Here is a 20,203-nt window from a genome sequence, read left to right on the forward strand (position 1 = left end):
CTCCCCGCAGTAAAAGCGTCGGCGACACCGGGGCCGGTCAACCGGCCGGCTCCGGCGTCGGCGCATGTCTCGACGCCGATCGCCGTGATCGATCAGGCTGATCTGACGCCCATTTGACTTGACCGGAGGACTGGCAGCCGAATAATCGAAACCGATGACGAAGCTTCGCGCCATATTTGTCGGTCTTATCGCAGTTTCGCTTGCCGCCTCGCCTGCGGCAGCGGCCCACACGATGGGCGCGATGATGGCTGGCATGTCGTCCGACGTGATGGCTCATGGCATGGGGCACGATATGGATCATGCCGCAACGCATGGAAATACCCGGGAAAGTACCCATGGCACCGCTGGCATGTCGGCGATGACGCATGCCGTCGCTCATGACGATTGCTGCCATGGGAGCGCGACGCCTTGCAACAAGCCGGTCAAGAGCGATTGCGACCAATCCGGCGCCTGCATGGTAAAATGCTCGGTGATTCAGGCAACCACCGTGAGCGCAATGGAGATGGCCCGTCCGCCGCGTCTCCCGCTGCGGGCCGAAACGGTTGCCGACAGCCTCCAATCCACCGCCGAAAACCCGCCCTTCCCGCCTCCTCGCTTCTAGACCCTTGAGAAAGACGCGTCTGCGCACGTGCCTCTCCCAGGCGCGGCCGACGACGCGCGCGAGTCCCTGCCCCCCCTGCAGGGAGTCCTCAACAAGGATTTTGGAGGCGCAGATGAAGCGTCTGAACAGCTTGGCGCTGCTGGGTGCCGGTCTTGCGGCAGGCATCGGCGGCAGTTTTCTCTATTCCGGGTATTGGCCCGAAGCGCAGCCCGCCATCGCCGCGGAGCAGCACGATCACGGTGCGGCGGAGTCCGAAGCGCCCGGCCACGATCATGCCGATCATGACCACACGGGCCAGGCAACGCAGCCCGGCAAGAGCGATCGCGAGATCCTCTATTACCGTAACCCTATGGGGTCGCCGGATACCTCGCCTGTGCCCAAGAAGGATTCCATGGGGATGGACTACATCCCCGTCTACGCGGACGAGGCCGACGAAAAGCCAAACGACGCCGGGCATGATCATCAAGCCGAGGACGGTCACGCCGGGATGGATCGCGATTCCATGGACCACGAGCATCACGATCGCGGCGACCAAAGCGACGAAAGCGACAAGAGCAGCGACGCCGGCGGCGAGCGGGAGATCCTCTATTACCGCAATCCCATGGGTCTGCCGGACACCTCGCCCGTGCCCAAGAAGGACTCCATGGGGATGGACTACATCCCCGTCTATGCCGACGAGGCCGAGGACGGCGACACGGTCAAGGTCAGTCTCGATAAGATCCAGCGCAGCGGCGTGAAGACCGAGAAGGTCGGCCGGAAGGCCCTCTCCCGCCAGGTGCGCGGCGTCGGCACGGTGGAGCATGACGAGTCGACCATCTCCGTCGTCACGGTCCGTTCCGACGGCTATATCGAAGATCTGTTCGTCGATCGCAGGGGGCAGCATGTGAAGGCTGGCGAGCCCATGTTCCGGTTCTACAGCTCGCAGATCCAACTGGCCCAGGTTGACCTGTTGGTGTCGCTGCGCAGCAGAAGCCGCACGGGTTCCGACCGCGAGGTCGAAGGCGCCATCCAGAAGCTGCGCAATCTCGACGTGCCCCAGAGCCGTATCGACGAGGTCATCGAGACGAAGAAGAACCCGCGGACTCTCGATTGGCCGGCCCCCGCCACCGGTCACGTCATGAGCAAGAACGTCCTCAAGGGGCAATTCGTCGAGGCGGGGGACGAGCTGTTCCGCATCGCCAATACGGATCATGTCTGGGTGGTCGCCGAGGTCGCCGAAGCCGATATCGGCGAGGTCGCGGTGGGCACCCCGGCGACCGTGATCCTGCGCGCCTTCCCCAACAAGCCCCACGAAGGCAAGGTCACCTTCGTCTACCCGCATATGACGAACATGCAGACGCGCACCGTTCCGGTGCGGATCGAGCTGCCCAACCCGGACGGTGAGATGCTGCCGGGCATGTATGCCGACGTAGTCTTCCATGTTGGCGCTGAAGCGCCGGATGTCGTCGCGGTGCCGGACGATTCCGTCATCGACAGCGGCGCGCGCACGGTGGTGCTGATCGCCAAGGGCGAAGGCCGCTTCCAGCCCCGCGAGGTGACCCTGGGGCGCCGGGGTGAGGACTATGTCGAGATCCTGAAAGGCGTCTCCGAAGGCGAAGAGGTCGTGACTTCCGCCACCTTCCTCATCGACTCCGAAAGCAAGCTGAAGGCGGCGTTGCAGGCCTTCGACCGGGACGAGACCCAAGAGGGGATGGCCAAAGACGGGAAGGGTGAAGGATGCCCGAAGAGGGAATGACCCAATGATTGCCAGGATCATTCGCTGGTCGGCCCGCAACGTCTTCCTGGTCGGGCTCGGCACGGTCTTCGTGACCTTCCTCGGCATCTACGCCGTCACGAAGGTGCCACTCGACGCGATTCCCGACCTTTCCGACGTCCAGGTCATCGTGTTCACCGAGTATCCCGGCCAGGCGCCCCAGGTGGTGCAGGATCAGGTCACCTATCCCCTCACCACGGCCATGCTCACCGTGCCCAAGGCGCGCGTGGTGCGCGGCTTCTCCTATTTCGGCGTCTCCTTCGTCTACGTGATCTTCGAGGAGGATACGGACATCTACTGGGCGCGCTCGCGCGTGCTGGAGTATCTCAGCGCCGCCGCCCAGGACCTCCCCTCCGGCGTCACGCCTGAGCTCGGTCCCGACGCGACGGGTGTCGGCTGGGTCTATCAATATGTCGTGCAGGGCTCCCAGAAGAGCCTCGCCGAGCTGCGCACGCTGCAAGACTGGTACATCCGGTTCGGGCTGGCCAAGGCCCAAGGCGTCGCCGAGGTGGCGAGCGTCGGCGGCTTCGTGAAGCAGTACAGCGTGGTTGTCGATCCGCGGCGGCTGCAGGCTCTGAACATCCCGCTGGAGAAGATCCGCGAGGTTATCCGCGACAGCAATATCGATGTGGGCGGCCGCACCGTGGAGATGGCCGAGCACGAATACATGGTGCGCGGCCGCGGCTACATCAAAAACTTGTCCGACCTCGAAGAGATCGTCGTGAAGAACGATTCCGGCGTGCCGGTGCTGCTGAAGGACGTGGCCCGGGTCGAGCTGGTGCCAGAGGAACGGCGTGGCCTCACGGAGCTGAACGGCGATGGCGAGGTGGTCTCCGGGATCGCCCTTCAGCGCTTCGGTGAAAACGCCCTGACGGTCATCCAAAACGCCAAGGAGCGTCTGGCCCAAATCGCCCCCAGTCTTCCCGAGGGAGTCACGCTGGAGACGGTGTACGACCGGTCCGACCTGATCTACCGCGCGATCGACACTCTGCGGTACACGCTCATCGAAGAGAGCATCATCGTCGCCCTGATCTGCGTGATCTTCCTGATGCATGCGCGCAGCGCGCTCGTCGCCATCATCACGCTGCCGCTGGGCGTTCTGATCGCTTACATCTGCATGTGGGCCTTGGGGCTCTCGTCGAACATCATGAGCCTCGGCGGCATCGCCATCGCCATCGGCGCCATGGTCGACGCCGCCATCGTTATGATCGAGAACGCGCTCAAGCATCTGGAGCGCGCGCCAGAAGGCAAGTCGCGCACGGAGGTCCTGATCGAGGCAGCGACCGAGGTCGGGCCGGCGCTGTTCTTCAGCCTGCTCATCATCACCGTGTCGTTCCTGCCGATCTTCGCCCTCGAAGCCCAGGAAGGCCGGCTCTTCAAACCGCTCGCCTACACCAAGACCTTTGCCATGGCGGCGGCCGCCCTGCTGTCGGTGCTGGTGGTGCCCGCGCTCATGGTGATCTTCGTGCGCGGTAAGATCATTCCGGAGCGCAAGAACCCGGTGAACCGGTTCCTGATCTGGATCTACCGCCCTGTGATCGAGGTCGCCCTGCGCTTCAAGGCCATCGTGATCGTGGTCGCCGTCGCCGTGCTCGCGGTCAGCTTCTGGCCGGCCTCCAAGCTCGGCAGCGAGTTCATGCCCGATCTCAACGAAGGGACCCTGCTCTATATGCCCACCACCCTGCCCGGCATCTCGGTGACCGAGGCGGGCGAGCTGCTGCAAACCCAGAACAAGATCATCAAGACCTTCCCGGAGGTGGAGTCCGTGCTCGGCAAGGCGGGACGCGCCTCCACGGCGACCGACCCGGCGCCCATGGAGATGTTCGAGACGGTCATCAATCTCAAGCCGGAGAGCGAATGGCGCGATGGCATGACCCTCGACGGGCTCATCTCAGAGATGGATGACTCGCTGCAGTTCCCTGGCGTCTCCAACGCCTGGACTATGCCGATCAAGGCCCGCATCGACATGCTTTCGACGGGGATCCGCACGCCGGTCGGCGTCAAGGTGTTCGGCACCGATCTCGGCGAGATGGAGCGGCTGGCGCGAGAGATCGAAGCCGCCATCCGGACCGTCCCCGGCACCACGAGCGCCTATGCGGAGCGGGCCATCGGCGGCTACTACATCAATATCGATCCGGACCGGAGCCGGCTTGCCCGCTACGGGCTGATGGTCGGTGACGTGCAGGATGTGATCGCCACGGCGCTGGGGGCGCAGCCTGTGACCTCCACCGTGGAGGGACGCGAACGCTACAACGTCGCGGTCCGCTATCCACGGAACTACCGCAACGACCCCACGGCCATCGCCAATCAAGTTCTCATCCCCACACCGGCCGGCGGCACGGTGCCGTTGGGTGAGGTCGCAAAAGTGAGCCTCTCCCAAGGTCCGACCATGATCCGCACCGAGGATGCACAGCTTGCGCTCTACATCTTCGTGGATTTCCGCGACCGCGACATCGGCAGCTTCGTGGCGGATGCAAAGCAGGCGGTCGCCGAGCAGGTAGAGTTCCCGCAGGGCTACTACGTCACCTGGAGCGGACAGTACGAATATATGGAGCGCGCCAAGCAGCGTCTTCAGATCGTCGTACCGCTGACGATCCTCATCATCTTCCTGCTGCTCTACCTCAACTTCCGGCGGCTGACCGAGACCCTCATCGTCATGCTCTCGGTGCCGTTCGCCCTGGTCGGAGGCTTCTGGCTGATGTGGTGGCTCGGCTTCAACCTCTCCGTCGCCGTGGTCGTCGGCTTCATTGCGCTGGCCGGCGTCGCGGCGGAGACCGGCGTGGTGATGCTGATCTATCTCGACAGCGCCTTGAAGGAGCTGAAAGCGAAGCGCGAGCAGGAGGGCGAGCCCTTCACGATGCGCGATCTCTACGCGGCCATCGAGACCGGCGCGGTGGACCGCGTGCGGCCCAAGATCATGACGGTGGCGGCAATCATGGCGGGGCTCTTGCCCATCATGTGGAGCCACGGCACGGGCTCGGAGGTCATGCAGCGCATCGCCGTGCCGATGATCGGCGGCATGGTCTCATCGACCGTTCTGACGCTCGTCGTGATCCCGGTGATTTACGCTCTGGTCAAAGGCATCGGCCTGCCGTCCGAGCCCCCTGCCGGACACAGCGGCCGCGACAAAGCCTAGGAATGATCTGAGTAGAGACGGGCGATACGAGGCAGAATTTTCAGAAGGAGCGGGACGAGGACGTCCCGCCCCTCGGGCAACCTAATGCCGGCAAGAGCGATCTTGGCGCTATAGCCGCACCCGCGTCATTCGTGTGTTTTGGGAGAAACCTGGGAAAAAGTGGTGGAGCCAAGCGGAGAAAGTGCGAACCGGCTGTTGCGGGCGATGGAAGTGATCGAGGAGCAATTTCGATCCCACAAACCCGGTAGCGGACGCACAGCAAGCGATGAGGTCAGGTTTTGAACCTGCGACCGTATCGAGTTGATCTGCCGTCACTGAAATACGCTGCCGCTTTCGAGCTCTTTGGCTAGCGCCGAACGCGCAAGACGGCGCCTGGAACAAAAACTACTCTGAGGAGCTTTCTGAATGCGGTCGCGTATAAGATACGGATGCCGCCTCACAAGGAAAAACCAATGGAAAACGCAACGAGGACTGAAAGCGTCCAACGACGCTCGGATACTGGCGGTGACAAAATCCGCGGTCAGATGCAAGACACGGCCGATGGCGTCAGCGAGATTGTAGCCCATCAATATGAGCGCGTTAAAGACACATTCGTGGACGCAGGAGACACGGTCGGCCGTGCTATTCAACGTAACCCTCTGACCGCCATTTCTATTGGCTTAGGCCTCGGATTTCTCTTCGCTTTTGTTATCGTCGGCGGCAACAAGCCGAGATAGCGGAGCCTTTATGTGCCAGCATTCCCAGGCATCTCATTCGGGCCCCGTGTCGATTCTCGATCAGGCTCGGTTTCGCGACTCTCGCCCCGTTTACTGCAGTTGTTTTGCCGATCCTTAAGACAACAAAGCTTCATTTGGCCCGGTGGGAGCCAGCGTTAGCGCGGGCGTGTCGGGCCGTTCCTCAAGACAGTCCAAGAGTTCTTCGTCTGATCCCGTCACCTCGTCCGTCCAGACCCGGAAGAGCTTCAGATCGTAGTTCCCGAATGAGGTGAGCATGGCAACGTCTGCGGCGTCACGACCATGCACCATGAGGACACGACCAATGCGGGGCGTATTGTGGCGCGCGTCGAAGGTATACCAGCGATTTTCGAGGTAGACTTCGAGCCAAGCTGAAAAGTCGCCAGCCCCAGACGGCGCAACGCCGATATCGCCGAGATAGCCGCTCGCGTAGCGGGCCGGTATGTTCATGGCGCGGCAGAGTCCGACAGCAAGCTGGGCGAAATCCCGGCATACGCCGGTGCACTCTTGCAGAGCATCCAGGGCGGTCTTGTTGGAGCGCCCAAAGCGATATCCGAAGGTCAGATGGTTATGTGTCCAGTTACAGATCGCTTGGACCCGGGCCCAGCCCGGTGGCGTGTCGCCGAACAAGGCCCAGGCCTGCTCTGTCAGTTCGGCCACTTCGCAGTACCGGCTGGCGGTGAGATAGGTCAGCGTTTCGTCTGGTAGCTCGTCGATCTCGTGTTGGTGCGCATTCCAGTCGAACGGATCCGGCGCACCGTCATCCTCGACCACGCAGTCAGACCACAGCTTGAGTTGTCCTACTGGCGCGACGAGACGGGTGCGGCGATTTCCAAATGGATCGAGATACTCCCTAAGCTCCACGTCTGGTTCGGTATGAACACGATCGGAACCAATGATCCGGCCGCTCTGGGACGAGTGGGGCGAAAGTGCCAACAGCAGCGGCGTCGGCGCCGTACACTCGACAATAATCTCGAAGCCTATGCGAATAAGCATGGTCGCCCTTCCTAACAGCGCGTAATCTCATGTCGTTGATGGGCGTCAGGCGGTTGTCGTCTGCTTGCGCTTCTTGCGCCATCGCGACCAACCTCGCGACCACTCTGGAGAGGCCCATTCGGCACCGCCCGATGAGAACGCTATTCATTCATCACCAGACTCGTTACGCCTACGAGCGGCCGGTGTCTTTTGGGCTTCACCGCTTGATGATCCGCCCGCGCGACGGTCACAATATGCGCGTGCTTGACTCCCGCTTGGCCGTTTCGCCTCAAGCCGAGGTCCACTGGACATTTGATACGTTTGGTAACTCGGTGGCGTTACTGACGTTCCACAAGGAAGCGGACGAACTGGTCCTGGTGAGCGAGCTGGTGCTCCGCCGTTACGGTCTTGATGAGCCCATGGCAAGGATTGAACGTCACGCCAGGGGCTATCCGTTCCAATATGGCCGTGAAGATAGCATTGATCTAGGGCCGCTCCTAACGGTACATTGTGAAGAGGACCGCGCTACGGTCGAGCGTTGGATTTCAGAGAAAATACCCGATTTACCCAAGCGAAGCCTGAGGGTGCTCGACCTCCTCAGCACTGCAATCCACGAGAGCTTCGCCTACAGCCGCCGCGATGCCTACGGCGTGCAATCGCCCGGCGAGACCATCAGGACAGCCAGCGGCACCTGCCGCGACTTTGCCTATCTGTTTATGGAGGCGGCCCGTTCGCTCGGTTTCGCGGCTCGCTTCGTCACAGGGTATTTATACGACCCCAGCGGCGACACGGGGGTGGGCATCGCGATGACTGGAGGCGGCGCCACCCATGCCTGGGCGGATGTGTTCATCCCGGGAGCCGGGTGGATAGAGTTCGATCCGACCAACCGGCTCGTGGCCGGGCTCAACCTGGTGCCTGTGGCAACGACCCGAACACCAGCCCAAGCGGTACCTGTGAGTGGGAGCTACCAACGCAACGGCGCCGGCTTTCTCGGTATGAGCGTCGACGTTTCCGTGACGCAATCAACCTGAGCACGGCCAACTCAGTCCGGCCAGCTTCACGACCCGGATGACACATACATTTGGAGAAGGAGGCCCTTAGTGGCGCAGAGCGATCACTTGCCAACCGAGATCGCAGATCGCTTTACCACGCCATTTTCCCGATTCGTCAGGATTGAAGCGACCGCCGGTGTCCTGTTGCTCGTGGCGACCATCTTAGCGCTTATCCTCGCTAATTCACCGCTGTCCGAGCCATATCTAGGCTTCTGGAAAACCTCAATCGGCCTTCATCTTGGCCCACTGGATTTCAGTCGTTCGCTACGGCACTGGATCAACGACGGGTTGATGACGTTCTTCTTTTTTGTGGTGGCCCTTGAGCTCAAGAGGGAGCTCATTCTGGGTGAACTGCGGAATCCTCGCATGGCAGCGCTGCCGTTCGCTGGTGCGCTGGGTGGCATGGTTTTTCCTGCGGGCATCTATCTCTTGCTGATGAGCGGCGAACCCGGGGCCCATGGCTGGGGAACCGTGATGGCCACCGACACAGCGTTCGTCATGGGATGTCTGGCGCTCTTTGGCTCCCGTATCTCGCCAAGTCTTCGCCTTTTCCTATTGTCTTTAGCGATCTTCGACGATGTAGGGGCAATTTTGATTGTCGCTGTGATCTATGGCGCAGCTTTGAACTGGAGCGCTCTAGGGCTCGCGGCGCTGGGGCTCGCTACAGTCGCAGGGATTGCATGGCTGGGCATTCGGAATGTTCCGATCTACTTTTGCCTCGGGGCGGTGATATGGCTTTGCTTCGATGGATCGGGAATCCACGCCACGCTAACCGGCGTCATCCTCGGTCTGATGACCCCAACTCGGGTTTGGGTAAGCGACGTTCGGTTGCGCGCCGCATTTGAACGAGTCCTCTCCTACCCGGTCGGTGAGCACTGGAGCGGAAACACGCTAGAGCGTCGTGATCTTCAGATAGCGGGCGTCGCGGCAACCGAATCCTTGTCTCCTCTCGAGCGCCTCGAATTGATGCTCCACCCATGGGTGGGTCTTGTCGTGATGCCTATATTCGCTCTCGCCAACGCTGGGGTGCCGTTCGCTGGGGCAGAGATTACGCAGCCTGTCATCTATGCAATTTTTGCGGGGCTGGTCGTTGGAAAGCCATCCGGCGTTCTCATGTTCACCTGGATCGCGGCTCGACTCGGCATTGCGCTCCGGCCAACCGGCCTGAGCTGGAGATTACTGACGGCCGGGGCCTGTCTGACCGGGATCGGTTTTACGATGTCGCTTTTCATTGCAGGCCTTGCCTACGCTCCTGAAACGCTCCAAGCGGCAAAGCTCGGTATCTTGTCTGCCTCGGCAGTCGCGGCCACAATGGGAGTGTTGCTTCTGATCACCATTCGTCCTCGCACCACCTGAGATCGCAACGCGAAGCGTTACGAAGAAGAAAGTTTGCTGGCGTTGGCCGGCCGGTGCGTCGGCGCACCTCGCCCTCCCCCTTTGAAGACGCTTCGGCATCGCCTGCCTCTTTTCCGGGCCGGCCCGGTCCTTGCGCGAAACCGGTAACAATCCGCCTCAGATCTCAGGCTCGGAAGAGCTCAACCCCCAAAAGGATGCAATGTGGTCCGTAGAGGAGATATGCACATCCAGCATGTAGTCGCCACTTCTGCCGCAGCCGTCGCGGCACCCGTGTCGAGCGGTGTGCCGTGGCCCATCCCGATGATGCTGTATTCCTCCATTAGGTCTTGACCCTTGGAGTCGCTCCAGACCCTCCGAGGGTAGCCATCGACGAGGTGCGTGCGGCTCGGCATCCGTCCAAGCTTGAGAAGCGTGCGCCACTGGCGGATGATAGCTTCGACGTTCGACGGATCGACTGTGTCGTCGCCGCTGCCGTGCCAAATCGAGATCGTCGGCCAGGGTCCATCATGCTCGGAGGCGTCGCGCAGGCGTACCGCAAGTTGTCGCCCTGTCGGTCCTCCTTGGCCGCGCATTCGACGAAAAGCAGCTGGAATGGTACTGGCGCACCCGTATGGCAACCCCGCGATAATTGCACCGCCGGCAAAGACTTCCGGATAGGTCGCAAGCATGACGGAGGTCATGGCCCCGCCTGCCGACAAGCCCGTGATAAAGATGCGGTGCAAGTCGATGCCATGATCGACTACCACCTGTTCGACCATCTGCCGAATCGACAGGGGTTCGCCGGAGCCTCGGCGGCTGTCGCGTGGCTCGAACCAGTTAAAAGCAAGAGACCAATTGTTCGAGTGCCGCTGCTCGGGAAACAGCAACGCAAATCCATGCCTATCGGCAAGATCGGACCAGCCTGAGCCGCGATCATAATCCTGCGCCGTCTGCTTGCAGCCGTGCAGCACGATCACAAGGGGCGCGCCCACAGGCAAGCCTTTCGGTATGTAGGTCCAAGCCCGCAGGAATCCCGGATTTGTTCCAAATTCGTCTAGCTTCGAAAGGCGATCAATTGCGTCGCTGCATCCTCCTCCCATATACGCGAATGGGTTCATCAGATTTAACATAATGCGTTCCTTCTGCGGCCGGCGCCTCAAAGCGCCGCCAAGTTCTTTTCTGGAAGCACGCTCCAACGCGTGGTTCTCGCTAACTGAATGGTGAAGGGCCTATGGCTGCGCAGTGCGAGGCTAAGCCAGCGCCGACTTGAAGGACTCGTGGGCGATCGAGACCGACGTGCCGCTTGACCCCATCGAGACCTCCGCGCGTCCTTCAAGCTGTTTGGCGAGCGCCCTGACGATGCCTGTGCCCAGTCCGGGCTTTGCATTGTTATGGGGACTCGCTGCCTTCCCCATCCCATTGTCGGCAACTGTAAGCCGCCAGCCCGGTTCGGCGACCTCATAGGTGACGACGATCAGGCCGGCCGCAGTATCGGGATTAAACGCATGCTTGAGGGCGTTGATCACCAATTCGGTCACAATGAGACCGATGCTGACCGCGGTGGCGGACGGTACTGTGGTCTCGGCGACGTCAGCCCGGATCGAAATGGGACGACTGGCGCCGATCAACGAGGCGGCTAGCGTCTCGCAAAGCCGCGACAAATAGGAGGGGAGCTCGATCTGTTCTCCGAGCCGTCCGATGCCGAGTTGCTGCTGTACGGCCGCCACCGACATGATCCGCTGATGAGTATCCTCGAGGTGCATTCGCGCCTCCTCCGACTGCACCGCGCGCGCCTTCATGAGAAGGATGCTGGCGATGATCTGGAGGCTGTTGGCGATACGGTGCTGCATCTCCCGAACAAGGGTCTCATTCTGACGTAGCAGCTCCGCCGTCTGCCGTTCATCGGCGCAACGCCCACTGATGTCTTCGATCGTTAGGAGCACCAGCGTGCGGTCGTTGCTCTCGTCCAACAGCTTGCGCGCATTCAGCAGCAGTGTGCGGCGTCCGATCCCCGGGACGTCTGCTTCAACTTCGCAGACCTCTTTCGCCAAGAGATTCGTAAGCAGGAATCTCAGCTTGGGGATATTCCACCGCCCACCATCCAACGCGTAGAATGATCGACCTTGAACCTCCCGCCGATCGACGACGAACATGCGGCGGAACGCACGATTTGCTTTGACCACGCGCAATTCTTTGTCGAGGACCAGCAGAGGGTGGCGGATCGTTTCCATAACAGCCTCAGCCAACGCTGCTCCTTTCATCCCATTCCAGGGAGAACCGATGCTAGGCGCAAGATGGCGATATGGCCTGATTGGGGGCGCAGGCCGGTATTGCGTATTCATTTGAACTCTCCAGCAACAAGCCCCATGCCGTCCCCTCAGGTGTGCGGGGGAGCCTGACCGTCCGAGACTGATGGGGGAGCCTTCCATGACATGATGGTACGCTCGTGCCGGGATGCCGGCTGAGCAGAATTGATCACGTCGCAAAGGTGCGGTGTTCAGGGCTCGATGTGCGGCTGATCGTGCAGGACAGCGTTCAACAGCGAGCTGTGGACTTCGATTCCGCCGTTGTAGGAGATAAAGCCAAGTTTCCGGAATTTGTTCATGAAGAAGCTCACACGCGACCGCGTCGTTCCGATCATTTGCGCGAGTGTCTCCTGGCTGATCTTCGCAATCATCGGTTCCGGCTGTTCATCCTTACCGAAATTCGCCAGCAGCAGGAGCAGCCGGGCAAGTCGCTTCTCACTCGAATTGAACAGCTGGTCGACCAGGTCCGCTTCGACCCGAACGGCCCTGGTCAGAAGATGAGCGATGAACAGTTCAGAAAATGCCGGCTCCTCCTGCATAACGCGGAGGATCGCCGCCTTCTCCAACCGCGAGATGATGGCAGGCGTTATAACCTCGACTGTCGATATGCGCTTTACCTGTCCGGCCAGGCATCCCTCGCCGAAGAATTCGTTCCTGCCCAGCATGGCAACGACGGCTTCTTTGCCCTGTTCTGATACGACGGTCGCTTTCACCTTGCCCTTCTGGATGTAAAAGACCGCGTCCGCTGGCTCACCCTGCGAAAAGACGACCTGGCTCGCATTATAGTTGCCGACGCTCCGGCCCTTTCCGACGCGGGCGAGAAACACTTTCGGATCGAATTTCGGCTGCGGCTCCGTCGTCATGGCAGGTCCTTCCTGTACCGGGTCTCTCGACTGTCCCGAATCAAGCAGGACGTCGTATGTATGTGAACCGCCAGATTGCAAGAAAGATCAAAAATTCGGGCTCGATGCGCGTGTGGCTCCCCGACCTGGATGGAGTCCCGCGTGTGCAAAAGTGCTCAGACGTTGAACGACATGGTGCCTAATATTGTCATCGCGACTGCCGCGATCTCGCCTGCCCCTTAAGATCACTTCCCTCCCTGCCGCGCCCTCAGGTGGTTGCGGAAGTCCAGGTGGCTCCTCGTTTGCGGAGGGCACCATCCTCCACGACCACGGCATATGATTCCGATGGCCCGTGACTTGCGTACCGAGCCAGCTAGAGAGGCCGTAGATGACCGAAAATCCCAACCCTGACACCACGCTCGATTCTCGTGCGCTGATAGGAGATCTTGCTGCCTACAGGGAACCGAACAACGCGCGTAGCGCGTTCGAACTAGTTATTACGGCGGTGCCTTTTGTGCTGCTGTGGACTCTGATGTGGGCTGTGCTGGACGCCGGCTATTGGATCGGTCTACTTCTTTCCGTTCCCGCGGCAGGCTTTCTCGTTCGTCTCTTCATGATTCAACATGATTGCGGCCACGGTTCATTCTTCCGTCGGCGTGTCGCCAATGATTGGGTCGGCCGCGCCATCGGCGTCGTGACGCTGACGCCTTACGGCTTCTGGCGACGAAGCCACGCACTGCATCATGCCAGTTCCGGCAATCTCGACCGTCGCGGTATCGGCGACATCGACACGCTCACCGTCGATGAGTTTCGGGCTCTGACGCCATGGCGTCAGCTCCTTTACCGCCTGTACCGACACCCGATGGTCATGTTTGGTCTGGGGCCGGCATATCTGTTCATTCTGCGCCACCGGTTGCCGATGGGGCTGATGCGCAACGGTTGGGGGCCTTGGGCAAGCGCAATGTCGACGAATGCGGCGATCGCAATTCTGGTCGCAGCGCTCATCTGGCTGGTAGGCGCCGGTCCATTCCTGCTCGTGCAGCTGCCAACCACGCTTCTCGCCGCCTCAATCGGGGTCTGGCTCTTCTATGTCCAGCATCAGTTTGAAGATACGCTTTGGGAGCACGAGAAGGACTGGAGTGTCCATGAGGCGGCGCTGCATGGCAGTTCGCATTACGATCTACCGGGCGTCCTGCGCTGGTTCACCGCCAATATCGGGGTGCATCATGTGCATCATTTGTCAAGCCGGACGCCATACTACCGCCTGCCGGAGGTGCTTCGGGACCATCCCGAGCTTCGGAATGCCGGTCGCCTTACCCTGCTTCAAAGCCTCAAAGCTGTGCGGCTCGTACTTTGGGACGAAGAGAAGCGGCGCTTAATTTCCTTCAGCCAAGCCAGTGGTAAATCGGCGATGGGCCGACGATAGGTCATATCACGATGAAGAGAATTGCTCTCTCGACGTTTACGGGCCCGGCCGACCGGGGAAAACCTGCTTCAAACGATCGGTTTTAAGGCAGTCTGATTGAGTTTCGACATGGAACAGATCAATTATCCAGAACACGATCACGGCGACTACAAGTCATCATTAAGTTGTAAAATCAATTTTCCTCCCGTAGCCTTCCAACGACTGAGGGGGGCAACCATGAATCACAAACGGGGCAAGGCGCGGCGCAGCAGGGCTGGATGCAAGCTCTGCAAACCCTGGAAAATGAACGGTGTCAGAAACGAAAGATTGGGTGGTGAACCACCCCCCAGACTTAGGGGACTAAGCGCGAGCCCGTTAGGGGGCGCTAGTTCCGCATTTTCCTCATTCACCCAAGAACGCACCCGCCGAGTGGCATCCTGGGAGGATGAAGAATGCAGGCTCGACAAAGCAAAATCCCTTCTCTCTCCGCCTGTCTCCAGAAGAGCGGGCGGAGCTGGAGGCGCGCGCCAATGGGCGGCCGGTTGGTTCCTATGTTCGCGAATGCCTGTTTGCCGCGAACGACAATCGGCCCCGTCCCCGCCGAGCACCGTCCAAACATAAGGCTGAACTAGCCGCCGTGCTGGCAAAGCTAGGACGAGCAGAATTCTCATCCAGCCTGCGCGCGATTGCAGAAGCCGCTCGCATCGGCGCGCTGCCAGTATCGCCCCAGCTTGAAGCCGATCTAGAGCAAGCCTGCCGCGACGTCGCCGAGATGAAATTGCTCCTCATGAAGGCGCTCGGAATCCAGGAGCGCTAGGCGATGATCCTGAAAGCTTCGCAGCGCGGCGGCGGCAAACAGCTCGGCCAGCATCTCCTCCGCACCGACGAGAACGAGCATGTCGAGTTGCACGATATCCGAGGTTTTGTGTCGGACGACGTGGTCGGCGCACTCAAGGAAGCCTATGCGGTGAGCCGTGGCACGCGCTGCAAGCAGTTCCTGTTTTCCGTCTCGCTAAGCCCGCCGCAGCAGGAGTGCGTCTCGGTCGATACGTTTGAAGACGCGATCTCCCGCATTGAGGACAAGAACGGCCTCACCGGTCAGCCGCGCGTGATCGTCTTTCATGAGAAAGAAGGCCGCAGGCACTGCCATGCCGTCTGGTCGCGCATCGATGCCGAGACGATGACAGCGAAGAACCTCTCGCATTTCAAGCTCAAGCTCCGCGACCTCTCGCGCGAGCTTTACATCGAGAACGGCTGGAAACTGCCGCGCGGGCTGATGAACAGCCGCGAGGCCGACCCGCGTAACTTCACGTTGGCCGAATGGCAGCAAGCCAAACGCATGGGCCGCGATGCGCGCGACCTCAAAGCGATGATGCAGGAGTGCTGGGCGGCCTCCGATTCACGAGCTTCCTTCGCGCAAGCGCTCAAGGCCCGCGGCATTACGCTTGCCAAAGGCGACCGCCGCGGCTTCGTAGCTGTCACCCATGAGGGCGAGACGCTTTCCATCTCACGCTATACCGGCAAGAAGACAAAGGAGATCAATGCGCGGCTTGGCGAGCCGAAGGAGCTGCCAAGCGTGGAGGAAGCCAAGGCGCAGTTTGCGAAGGATCTCACCGCTGCCTTCCAGCGCCACCAGGGCGAGGCGGAGGAACGAAAACGCCGCGCGCTATCTCCGCTGGAGACAAAGCGGCAGCATATGGCGGGCCAGCATCGGCTGGAACGCGCGAAGCTCAAGGATCGCCAGCACGCGCGCTGGGCCGACGAATGCCGCAGCCGAGCCGCCCGCTTCGATACAGGCGTCAAAGGTATCTGGAGCCGGATCACCGGCAAGCATGCGCAGATCCGCAAGCAGAATGAACGTGAGGCCTTTGCCGCTCTTCGTCGCGACGGCGGCCAGCGCCAGCGGCTGATCGATGCGCAGCTTAGCGAGCGCCAGGCGTTGCAGGAGCAAATCCGCACCGTACGAGGACGTCACGCGGAATTGCTTCGGGAGTTGCGACAGGACCGACGGAAGGTGCGGGAACTCAATCCGCGGCTGGCGTTGTCCCAGGAATTTGCCAAGCGAAGCGGAGGCGCGGCGAAAGCAATGAGCCTCGTTCACGCCCGCCGAATGGGCCAGGCCGCACGCGCGGCAATGGCTTGAGACGATAGCGCCTCATGTGATCGTCTAGTCGTAGGCGAACACCATGCGCCGCGAGCGGCACTCTTCCTTGCGGCGCTTCATGCGCTCATTGATCCTATCGAGGTCGGAGAGCGCGCCCGCGAAATCGTCCCGCCTTTGCTCCGCGCCCGCGGCTGCGCGCGCAATGTCAATCTCTCGGCGGAGCGTTGCGGCCCTGCGCTCTATCTCAGCGACGTCTTGAAGGGATTCCGTGCAAGCGCCGAGTTGCACCGTCCAGTAATAGCCGTAGGGAAATCGCATCGCTTCAGCGAACGCCTTGGGATCATCGCGGTAGCCGGTCCATTCACGTTCGAACCAGTGCCGCTCGGCTTGCCGGGCCTCTTCCGCAAGCTTCGCAACCTCAACTTTGAGATCATGCGGGGCTGACGCCGTGCTCTCAGATGCACCGACTTCGCTTGAAAGAAGCAGCAGCGCGATTGCAACCGCGCAAACGATCGAACTTCTCATGGCTATCCCTCGATAGCGCATGCTCGCTCTAGAGCGCGTCCGCATTGTGGCGCTTGGAATGTAGGAAAGCTGTAATCCGAGAAGATAGAAGGAGCGGGGACGGCTTACCGTCCCCGATCAAAATCCTGCTTGGCACGGCCGCGCTGCAGCGCGCGGGCGTGACTGTTTTCGAGCCCGTTGCGGGCGGTCTGTAGCCGTTCCTCGAGATGCTTGATGCGGCGTTCGGAGGCGTGGTCGAGTTCGCGGCGAACTTCGACGGCCTCTGCCCCTTGCGGGGTAAGCTGCATCTCAACTTTCGGCTTCGGCCGCGCGGCGATGCGCTGATCCAGCTCTGCCTTGGTGGCTGCTCCGCTTGAGGCTTGCTTGAACGCGTTCATAATCAGCGCTCCATGCCAGGTCCGTCATCGCGGCTGCGACTTTTCGATGGACCGGGTTGCAGGGCCGGGAGGCCCTGACTTCCGGATTCCTGGAACGCGTCTTTCATCTCCTTCACCCGGTCCTTCGCCGAGCGAATGGTGATGCGGCCGTCGACCGGCAGGGAGTCGAGCTGGACGTTAAAGCCCTTGCCGTCCTTATGCGGCCAGGCCGAGCCAATGCGGTTGAAGTAGGACTTCTCCCCCTCTCCGTCCCGCACATGATAGGCGATGTGGCTTGGGCCTCGTTTCTTGGTTTCGGTTTCTTCGGTCATTGGTGGCTTCCTTTCTCGTTAGCGTGGTTTGTACCCTTCCAAATATGCCCACTCGCCGTCGCTGTACTGGGGGAAAGCAGCATATTCCTCCGGCACGCCTTCGCGGATGACGCGCAGCCAGCGCCGACCGAAGCGGGCTTTGACGGGCACGCGGTCGCCTGGCGGATGATAGGGATTGGGCAGATATAGCCCCGCCATCTCGCGGCGGCTGAAATAAGGATACTTGTTCGCCAGCACCGGCGGCAGGTTCTTGCCTGAGATGAAGATGATCTGCCGGTCTTCCGGCAGGCTCAGGATCTCCTCTTCGGTCATCAGCTTGCGTGCCTGCTTGGTACGGATTTGCGCAGCGCGGCTGTGATGGGCTGCATCGATCATCGCGCCGAAGGCATCCTCGCCATTCATCAGCTTTTGAAGCGCCTGAAGCTTCAGATGCTTCGCCGCTTCCTGGCGCTGCGGATCATCGTATTCGAGCGTCTCCCCGCCCAGCATGTTTGAGACGAGCTGCGCAGTCTGGTAATCGCGCACGCCGAAGAACTGGCGCATCTGTGCCGAGCCCATGAAGCCCTGCAGGCCGGGCTGGCCGTAATGGCGGACCATCTGCCCAGCATCCTGAAAAAACGCCCAAGAACGGATGCCCGCCCCGCGCCCGTAGGTGAAGGCTTGCAGGAGGGCGTCGAACGAGCCGAGCTGCCCCGCCTCATCGACCAGCATCATCACGCGCGCTGCTTCCGGCGCGCGCGCTTTGTAGAGCATCGTGCCAGTGAACATCAGGCGCAGGATCGGCGCGAGCTGCTTCAGGTACTCCGCCGGGACGATCAGGAAGATTTTCGTGACCCGTGCTGGATTGCACAGCGCGCTCAGCGAGAACTTCGCTTCCCGAAGATGACGCTGCAGGACCGGATCGTCGAGGAAGCCGAGATTGGCGTAGATCTCACCCATGACCGAGCCGAACTCGCGTGGAGCGTCCTGCTGCTTGACCAGCATCTCGCCCGCCGTGCGGCGCACATCGTCGAAAGCTGACCCGAGCATCGCTTCGAGCACATCGGCCCAGAGCGCGTTGCCGGATTCGATGAGGTTCACGATTGCGCCGAGGCGCGGCAAGCTGGTCTGGCCATTGCCTTCCACATCGGCCTTGATCAGTGCTTCGATCCAGGCGCTGGCGCGCTGCTCGAAATACTTGCCCTCCGCCGCGCCGGAGACGGGTACCAAAGCGCGGGCAACGAATTTGCAATCGGCGTGGAAGTTGGGGCTTGTCGCTTCGAGGATATCGAGCGGATTGCAGGCGTGCTGCGGCAGGCCATGCAGACCGAAGGGATTCCAGAAGTAGGCATACTCATCGTTCTGGGCGTGCACATGGAATGAGATGGCGGAAAGCTCGCCGCGCGGATCGAGCGCGATCATGCGTTGCCCCGGAGAGTTGCAGACCACGTAGCCGATGATATCGCGCAGCTTGCCGGAGCCCGCGCCGCCGATAGTGAGCATCGGCGCATCGCTATCCAGATGCAGCGGCTTACTCCCGAAGTAGCCGATCTGCGGTCCTTTGTGTTTGAAGAGCCCGGCAGCGCCAAGGCCGTATTCGCCTGCCCAGGCGGCGCTGCCGAAACGATACTCTTCATTGAAGGCGGAAGAGGACATGGGCTAGCCGTCCCTTCCATACACGCCGACTTCGCCCTTCTTTTTAAGCTTGGTCTTCGTGTTCCAGGCCACGATGAAGGCCACCAGACCGCCGACAATCAGCCATGCCGCAATGGCCTGCATGTCGGGTACGTTCTGAAAGAGGAACGCCAGCCCCCATGCGACAAATCCGGCTTTGACGAAGCCGTTGCGTCTTTTGACCGCCTCGCGGTCCGTAATCTCATTGGGTGTCCAACTCATCGATATGTCTCCTTTGAATTTTAGATGAGGCGCATCGCCAAAGCCGTCCCTGCCATCAGAAGAGCAGGCGCGATTGCGACGCGGGCGATGTTGTAGGTCAGCAATCCAAGCACCCCGAACCAGCCGAGCTGGAAGAGATCGAGGAACTCTGAGCCGTAGCCGTTGACGATCACGCGGCTGAAATAAGCGACGGTCAGGTCGTAGATCGTGGGCGTAGCCAGCACGGCCACGACGAATCCAAGAACCTTCGCAGTGCCGTCCACCGAGCCCATCGGTCCGCCGCCCGGTTTTCGAAATTGATTTTGCGGATTGAACATCGTCTCGCTCCTTTGCATTGGAGCGGACGATACGCCCGGCCTTCTGCGCGGCCGGGCGAGACTTGGGAAAAAGAGCCGCGGGCATTTCGATCACCGCGCGATCAGTTCGGCTCTCCGCGGATCGGAAATCCGAAATGCGAGATCGATCAACCGCAGCCGCTCGATGACGCGCTCTTGCGGCTTCTGCCGTGGCGCACGCTCTGCGAAATTGACGAAGTCCGAGAGCCAGCGAAACGAGCCGTCATCATTGAAGACGGCGTCGATATCGTCGTCTCCCACGATGAAGGCTTTGCCGCCCGGCCATGTGATAAGACCGCGATAGCCATAGATGACATCCGCCATCCAATTCGGGATCTCGCGCCGGGAAAGCCCTAAGGCCCGCGTGGCAATCGCCAGCCGCTGGAAGTGCGAAACGCGGGCGAGCTCATAGTCGGAAGCCACAATCGCGACCTTCGGCGGGTCGGATGGTCTGGGGCTGCAGCAGGGACAAAGCCTGCGTCCGCAAAGCGTACAGTTGGACATGGTAGTTACTCCTTCTTCTTGTTGTTGGCGGAT

The 20,203-nt window shown here is 61.0% G+C and carries 19 protein-coding genes and 1 pseudogene; 9 read left to right on the plus strand and 11 right to left on the minus strand.

Translation table 11 applies throughout. The annotated features are described in order from the left end of the window. Nucleotides 1–154 precede the first annotated feature (154 nt). The 4 genes from A7A08_RS11035 (at nucleotide 155) to A7A08_RS11050 (ending at nucleotide 6,206) form a co-directional block, all read left to right on the plus strand. Nucleotides 155–601, plus strand: coding sequence for a hypothetical protein (locus A7A08_RS11035; protein WP_069095547.1), 447 nt, complete (start codon nucleotides 155–157; stop codon nucleotides 599–601). Between the two features lie 112 nt (nucleotides 602–713). Then, the gene (locus A7A08_RS11040; protein ID WP_069095548.1) at nucleotides 714–2,336 is read left to right on the plus strand and encodes an efflux RND transporter periplasmic adaptor subunit; all 1,623 of its coding nucleotides are present in this window, start codon (nucleotides 714–716) and stop codon (nucleotides 2,334–2,336) included. Nucleotides 2,337–2,340: 4 nt separating this feature from the next. Then, nucleotides 2,341–5,490 (plus strand): efflux RND transporter permease subunit, encoded by a 3,150-nt coding sequence (locus A7A08_RS11045; RefSeq protein WP_069095549.1) that lies wholly within the window; start codon nucleotides 2,341–2,343, stop codon nucleotides 5,488–5,490. 452 nt (nucleotides 5,491–5,942) lie between these two features. Then, on the plus strand, nucleotides 5,943–6,206 hold the full coding sequence (locus A7A08_RS11050) for a hypothetical protein (RefSeq protein ID WP_069095550.1): 264 nt from the start codon (nucleotides 5,943–5,945) through the stop codon (nucleotides 6,204–6,206). Nucleotides 6,207–6,320: 114 nt separating this feature from the next. Here the strand turns inward: A7A08_RS11050 and A7A08_RS11055 are convergent, their stop codons facing one another. Next, a complete protein-coding gene (locus tag A7A08_RS11055; RefSeq protein WP_083226692.1) occupies nucleotides 6,321–7,220 on the minus strand; it encodes a transglutaminase-like domain-containing protein in 900 nt (299 codons plus the stop codon). Nucleotides 7,221–7,351: 131 nt separating this feature from the next. Between A7A08_RS11055 and A7A08_RS11060 the strand changes: the two genes are divergently transcribed. Both A7A08_RS11060 and nhaA read left to right on the plus strand, forming a co-directional pair. Further along, nucleotides 7,352–8,230: a transglutaminase family protein gene (locus tag A7A08_RS11060; protein ID WP_069095713.1), complete on the plus strand. Its 879-nt coding sequence runs from the start codon at nucleotides 7,352–7,354 to the stop codon at nucleotides 8,228–8,230. A 69-nt stretch (nucleotides 8,231–8,299) separates the two neighbouring features. Further along, on the plus strand, nucleotides 8,300–9,607 hold the full coding sequence (gene nhaA / locus A7A08_RS11065; protein WP_069095551.1) for a Na+/H+ antiporter NhaA: 1,308 nt from the start codon (nucleotides 8,300–8,302) through the stop codon (nucleotides 9,605–9,607). Between the two features lie 156 nt (nucleotides 9,608–9,763). On the opposite strand, the pseudogene A7A08_RS11070 reads toward nhaA, so the two are convergent. From A7A08_RS11070 to A7A08_RS11080, 3 genes and pseudogenes are all read right to left on the minus strand, one after another. After that, a pseudogene (locus A7A08_RS11070) lies at nucleotides 9,764–10,716 on the minus strand (extracellular catalytic domain type 1 short-chain-length polyhydroxyalkanoate depolymerase). A gap of 120 nt (nucleotides 10,717–10,836) precedes the next feature. Beyond that, nucleotides 10,837–11,832, minus strand: coding sequence for a PAS domain-containing sensor histidine kinase (locus tag A7A08_RS11075; RefSeq protein ID WP_245290902.1), 996 nt, complete (start codon nucleotides 11,830–11,832; stop codon nucleotides 10,837–10,839). Nucleotides 11,833–12,083: 251 nt separating this feature from the next. Beyond that, nucleotides 12,084–12,755 (minus strand): Crp/Fnr family transcriptional regulator, encoded by a 672-nt coding sequence (locus tag A7A08_RS11080; protein WP_069095554.1) that lies wholly within the window; start codon nucleotides 12,753–12,755, stop codon nucleotides 12,084–12,086. Between the two features lie 367 nt (nucleotides 12,756–13,122). Between A7A08_RS11080 and A7A08_RS11085 the strand changes: the two genes are divergently transcribed. The 3 genes from A7A08_RS11085 to A7A08_RS11095 all read left to right on the plus strand — a co-directional run bounded on the left by A7A08_RS11085 (nucleotide 13,123) and on the right by A7A08_RS11095 (nucleotide 16,282). Then, the gene (locus tag A7A08_RS11085; RefSeq protein ID WP_069095555.1) at nucleotides 13,123–14,160 is read left to right on the plus strand and encodes a fatty acid desaturase; all 1,038 of its coding nucleotides are present in this window, start codon (nucleotides 13,123–13,125) and stop codon (nucleotides 14,158–14,160) included. Nucleotides 14,161–14,584: 424 nt separating this feature from the next. Next, nucleotides 14,585–14,956 carry a hypothetical protein gene (locus tag A7A08_RS16335; protein WP_069095556.1) on the plus strand — a complete coding sequence of 124 codons (372 nt, stop codon included), beginning with the start codon at nucleotides 14,585–14,587 and terminating at the stop codon, nucleotides 14,954–14,956. Nucleotides 14,957–14,959: 3 nt separating this feature from the next. After that, nucleotides 14,960–16,282, plus strand: coding sequence for a relaxase/mobilization nuclease domain-containing protein (locus A7A08_RS11095; protein ID WP_069095557.1), 1,323 nt, complete (start codon nucleotides 14,960–14,962; stop codon nucleotides 16,280–16,282). A gap of 24 nt (nucleotides 16,283–16,306) precedes the next feature. Here the strand turns inward: A7A08_RS11095 and A7A08_RS11100 are convergent, their stop codons facing one another. The 7 genes from A7A08_RS11100 to A7A08_RS11130 form a co-directional block, all read right to left on the minus strand. Continuing rightward, nucleotides 16,307–16,768, minus strand: a complete 462-nt coding sequence (locus A7A08_RS11100; protein ID WP_069095558.1) for a hypothetical protein — start codon at nucleotides 16,766–16,768, stop codon at nucleotides 16,307–16,309. Nucleotides 16,769–16,872: 104 nt separating this feature from the next. After that, nucleotides 16,873–17,145 (minus strand): hypothetical protein, encoded by a 273-nt coding sequence (locus A7A08_RS11105; RefSeq protein WP_069095559.1) that lies wholly within the window; start codon nucleotides 17,143–17,145, stop codon nucleotides 16,873–16,875. 2 nt (nucleotides 17,146–17,147) lie between these two features. Beyond that, a complete protein-coding gene (locus A7A08_RS17400; RefSeq protein WP_069095560.1) occupies nucleotides 17,148–17,456 on the minus strand; it encodes a hypothetical protein in 309 nt (102 codons plus the stop codon). 18 nt (nucleotides 17,457–17,474) lie between these two features. After that, the gene (locus A7A08_RS11115) at nucleotides 17,475–19,091 is read right to left on the minus strand and encodes a type IV secretory system conjugative DNA transfer family protein (protein ID WP_069095561.1); all 1,617 of its coding nucleotides are present in this window, start codon (nucleotides 19,089–19,091) and stop codon (nucleotides 17,475–17,477) included. 3 nt (nucleotides 19,092–19,094) lie between these two features. Beyond that, nucleotides 19,095–19,331 (minus strand): hypothetical protein, encoded by a 237-nt coding sequence (locus tag A7A08_RS11120; RefSeq protein WP_069095562.1) that lies wholly within the window; start codon nucleotides 19,329–19,331, stop codon nucleotides 19,095–19,097. Nucleotides 19,332–19,351: 20 nt separating this feature from the next. After that, complete coding sequence (locus A7A08_RS11125) at nucleotides 19,352–19,648, minus strand: hypothetical protein (RefSeq protein ID WP_069095563.1); 297 nt, start codon at nucleotides 19,646–19,648, stop codon at nucleotides 19,352–19,354. Nucleotides 19,649–19,738: 90 nt separating this feature from the next. Further along, nucleotides 19,739–20,089, minus strand: coding sequence for a hypothetical protein (locus tag A7A08_RS11130; protein WP_069095564.1), 351 nt, complete (start codon nucleotides 20,087–20,089; stop codon nucleotides 19,739–19,741). Nucleotides 20,090–20,203 lie beyond the last annotated feature (114 nt).

Origin of the sequence: Methyloligella halotolerans, assembly GCF_001708935.1 — a bacterium.
GTDB lineage: Bacteria > Pseudomonadota > Alphaproteobacteria > Rhizobiales > Methyloligellaceae > Methyloligella > Methyloligella halotolerans.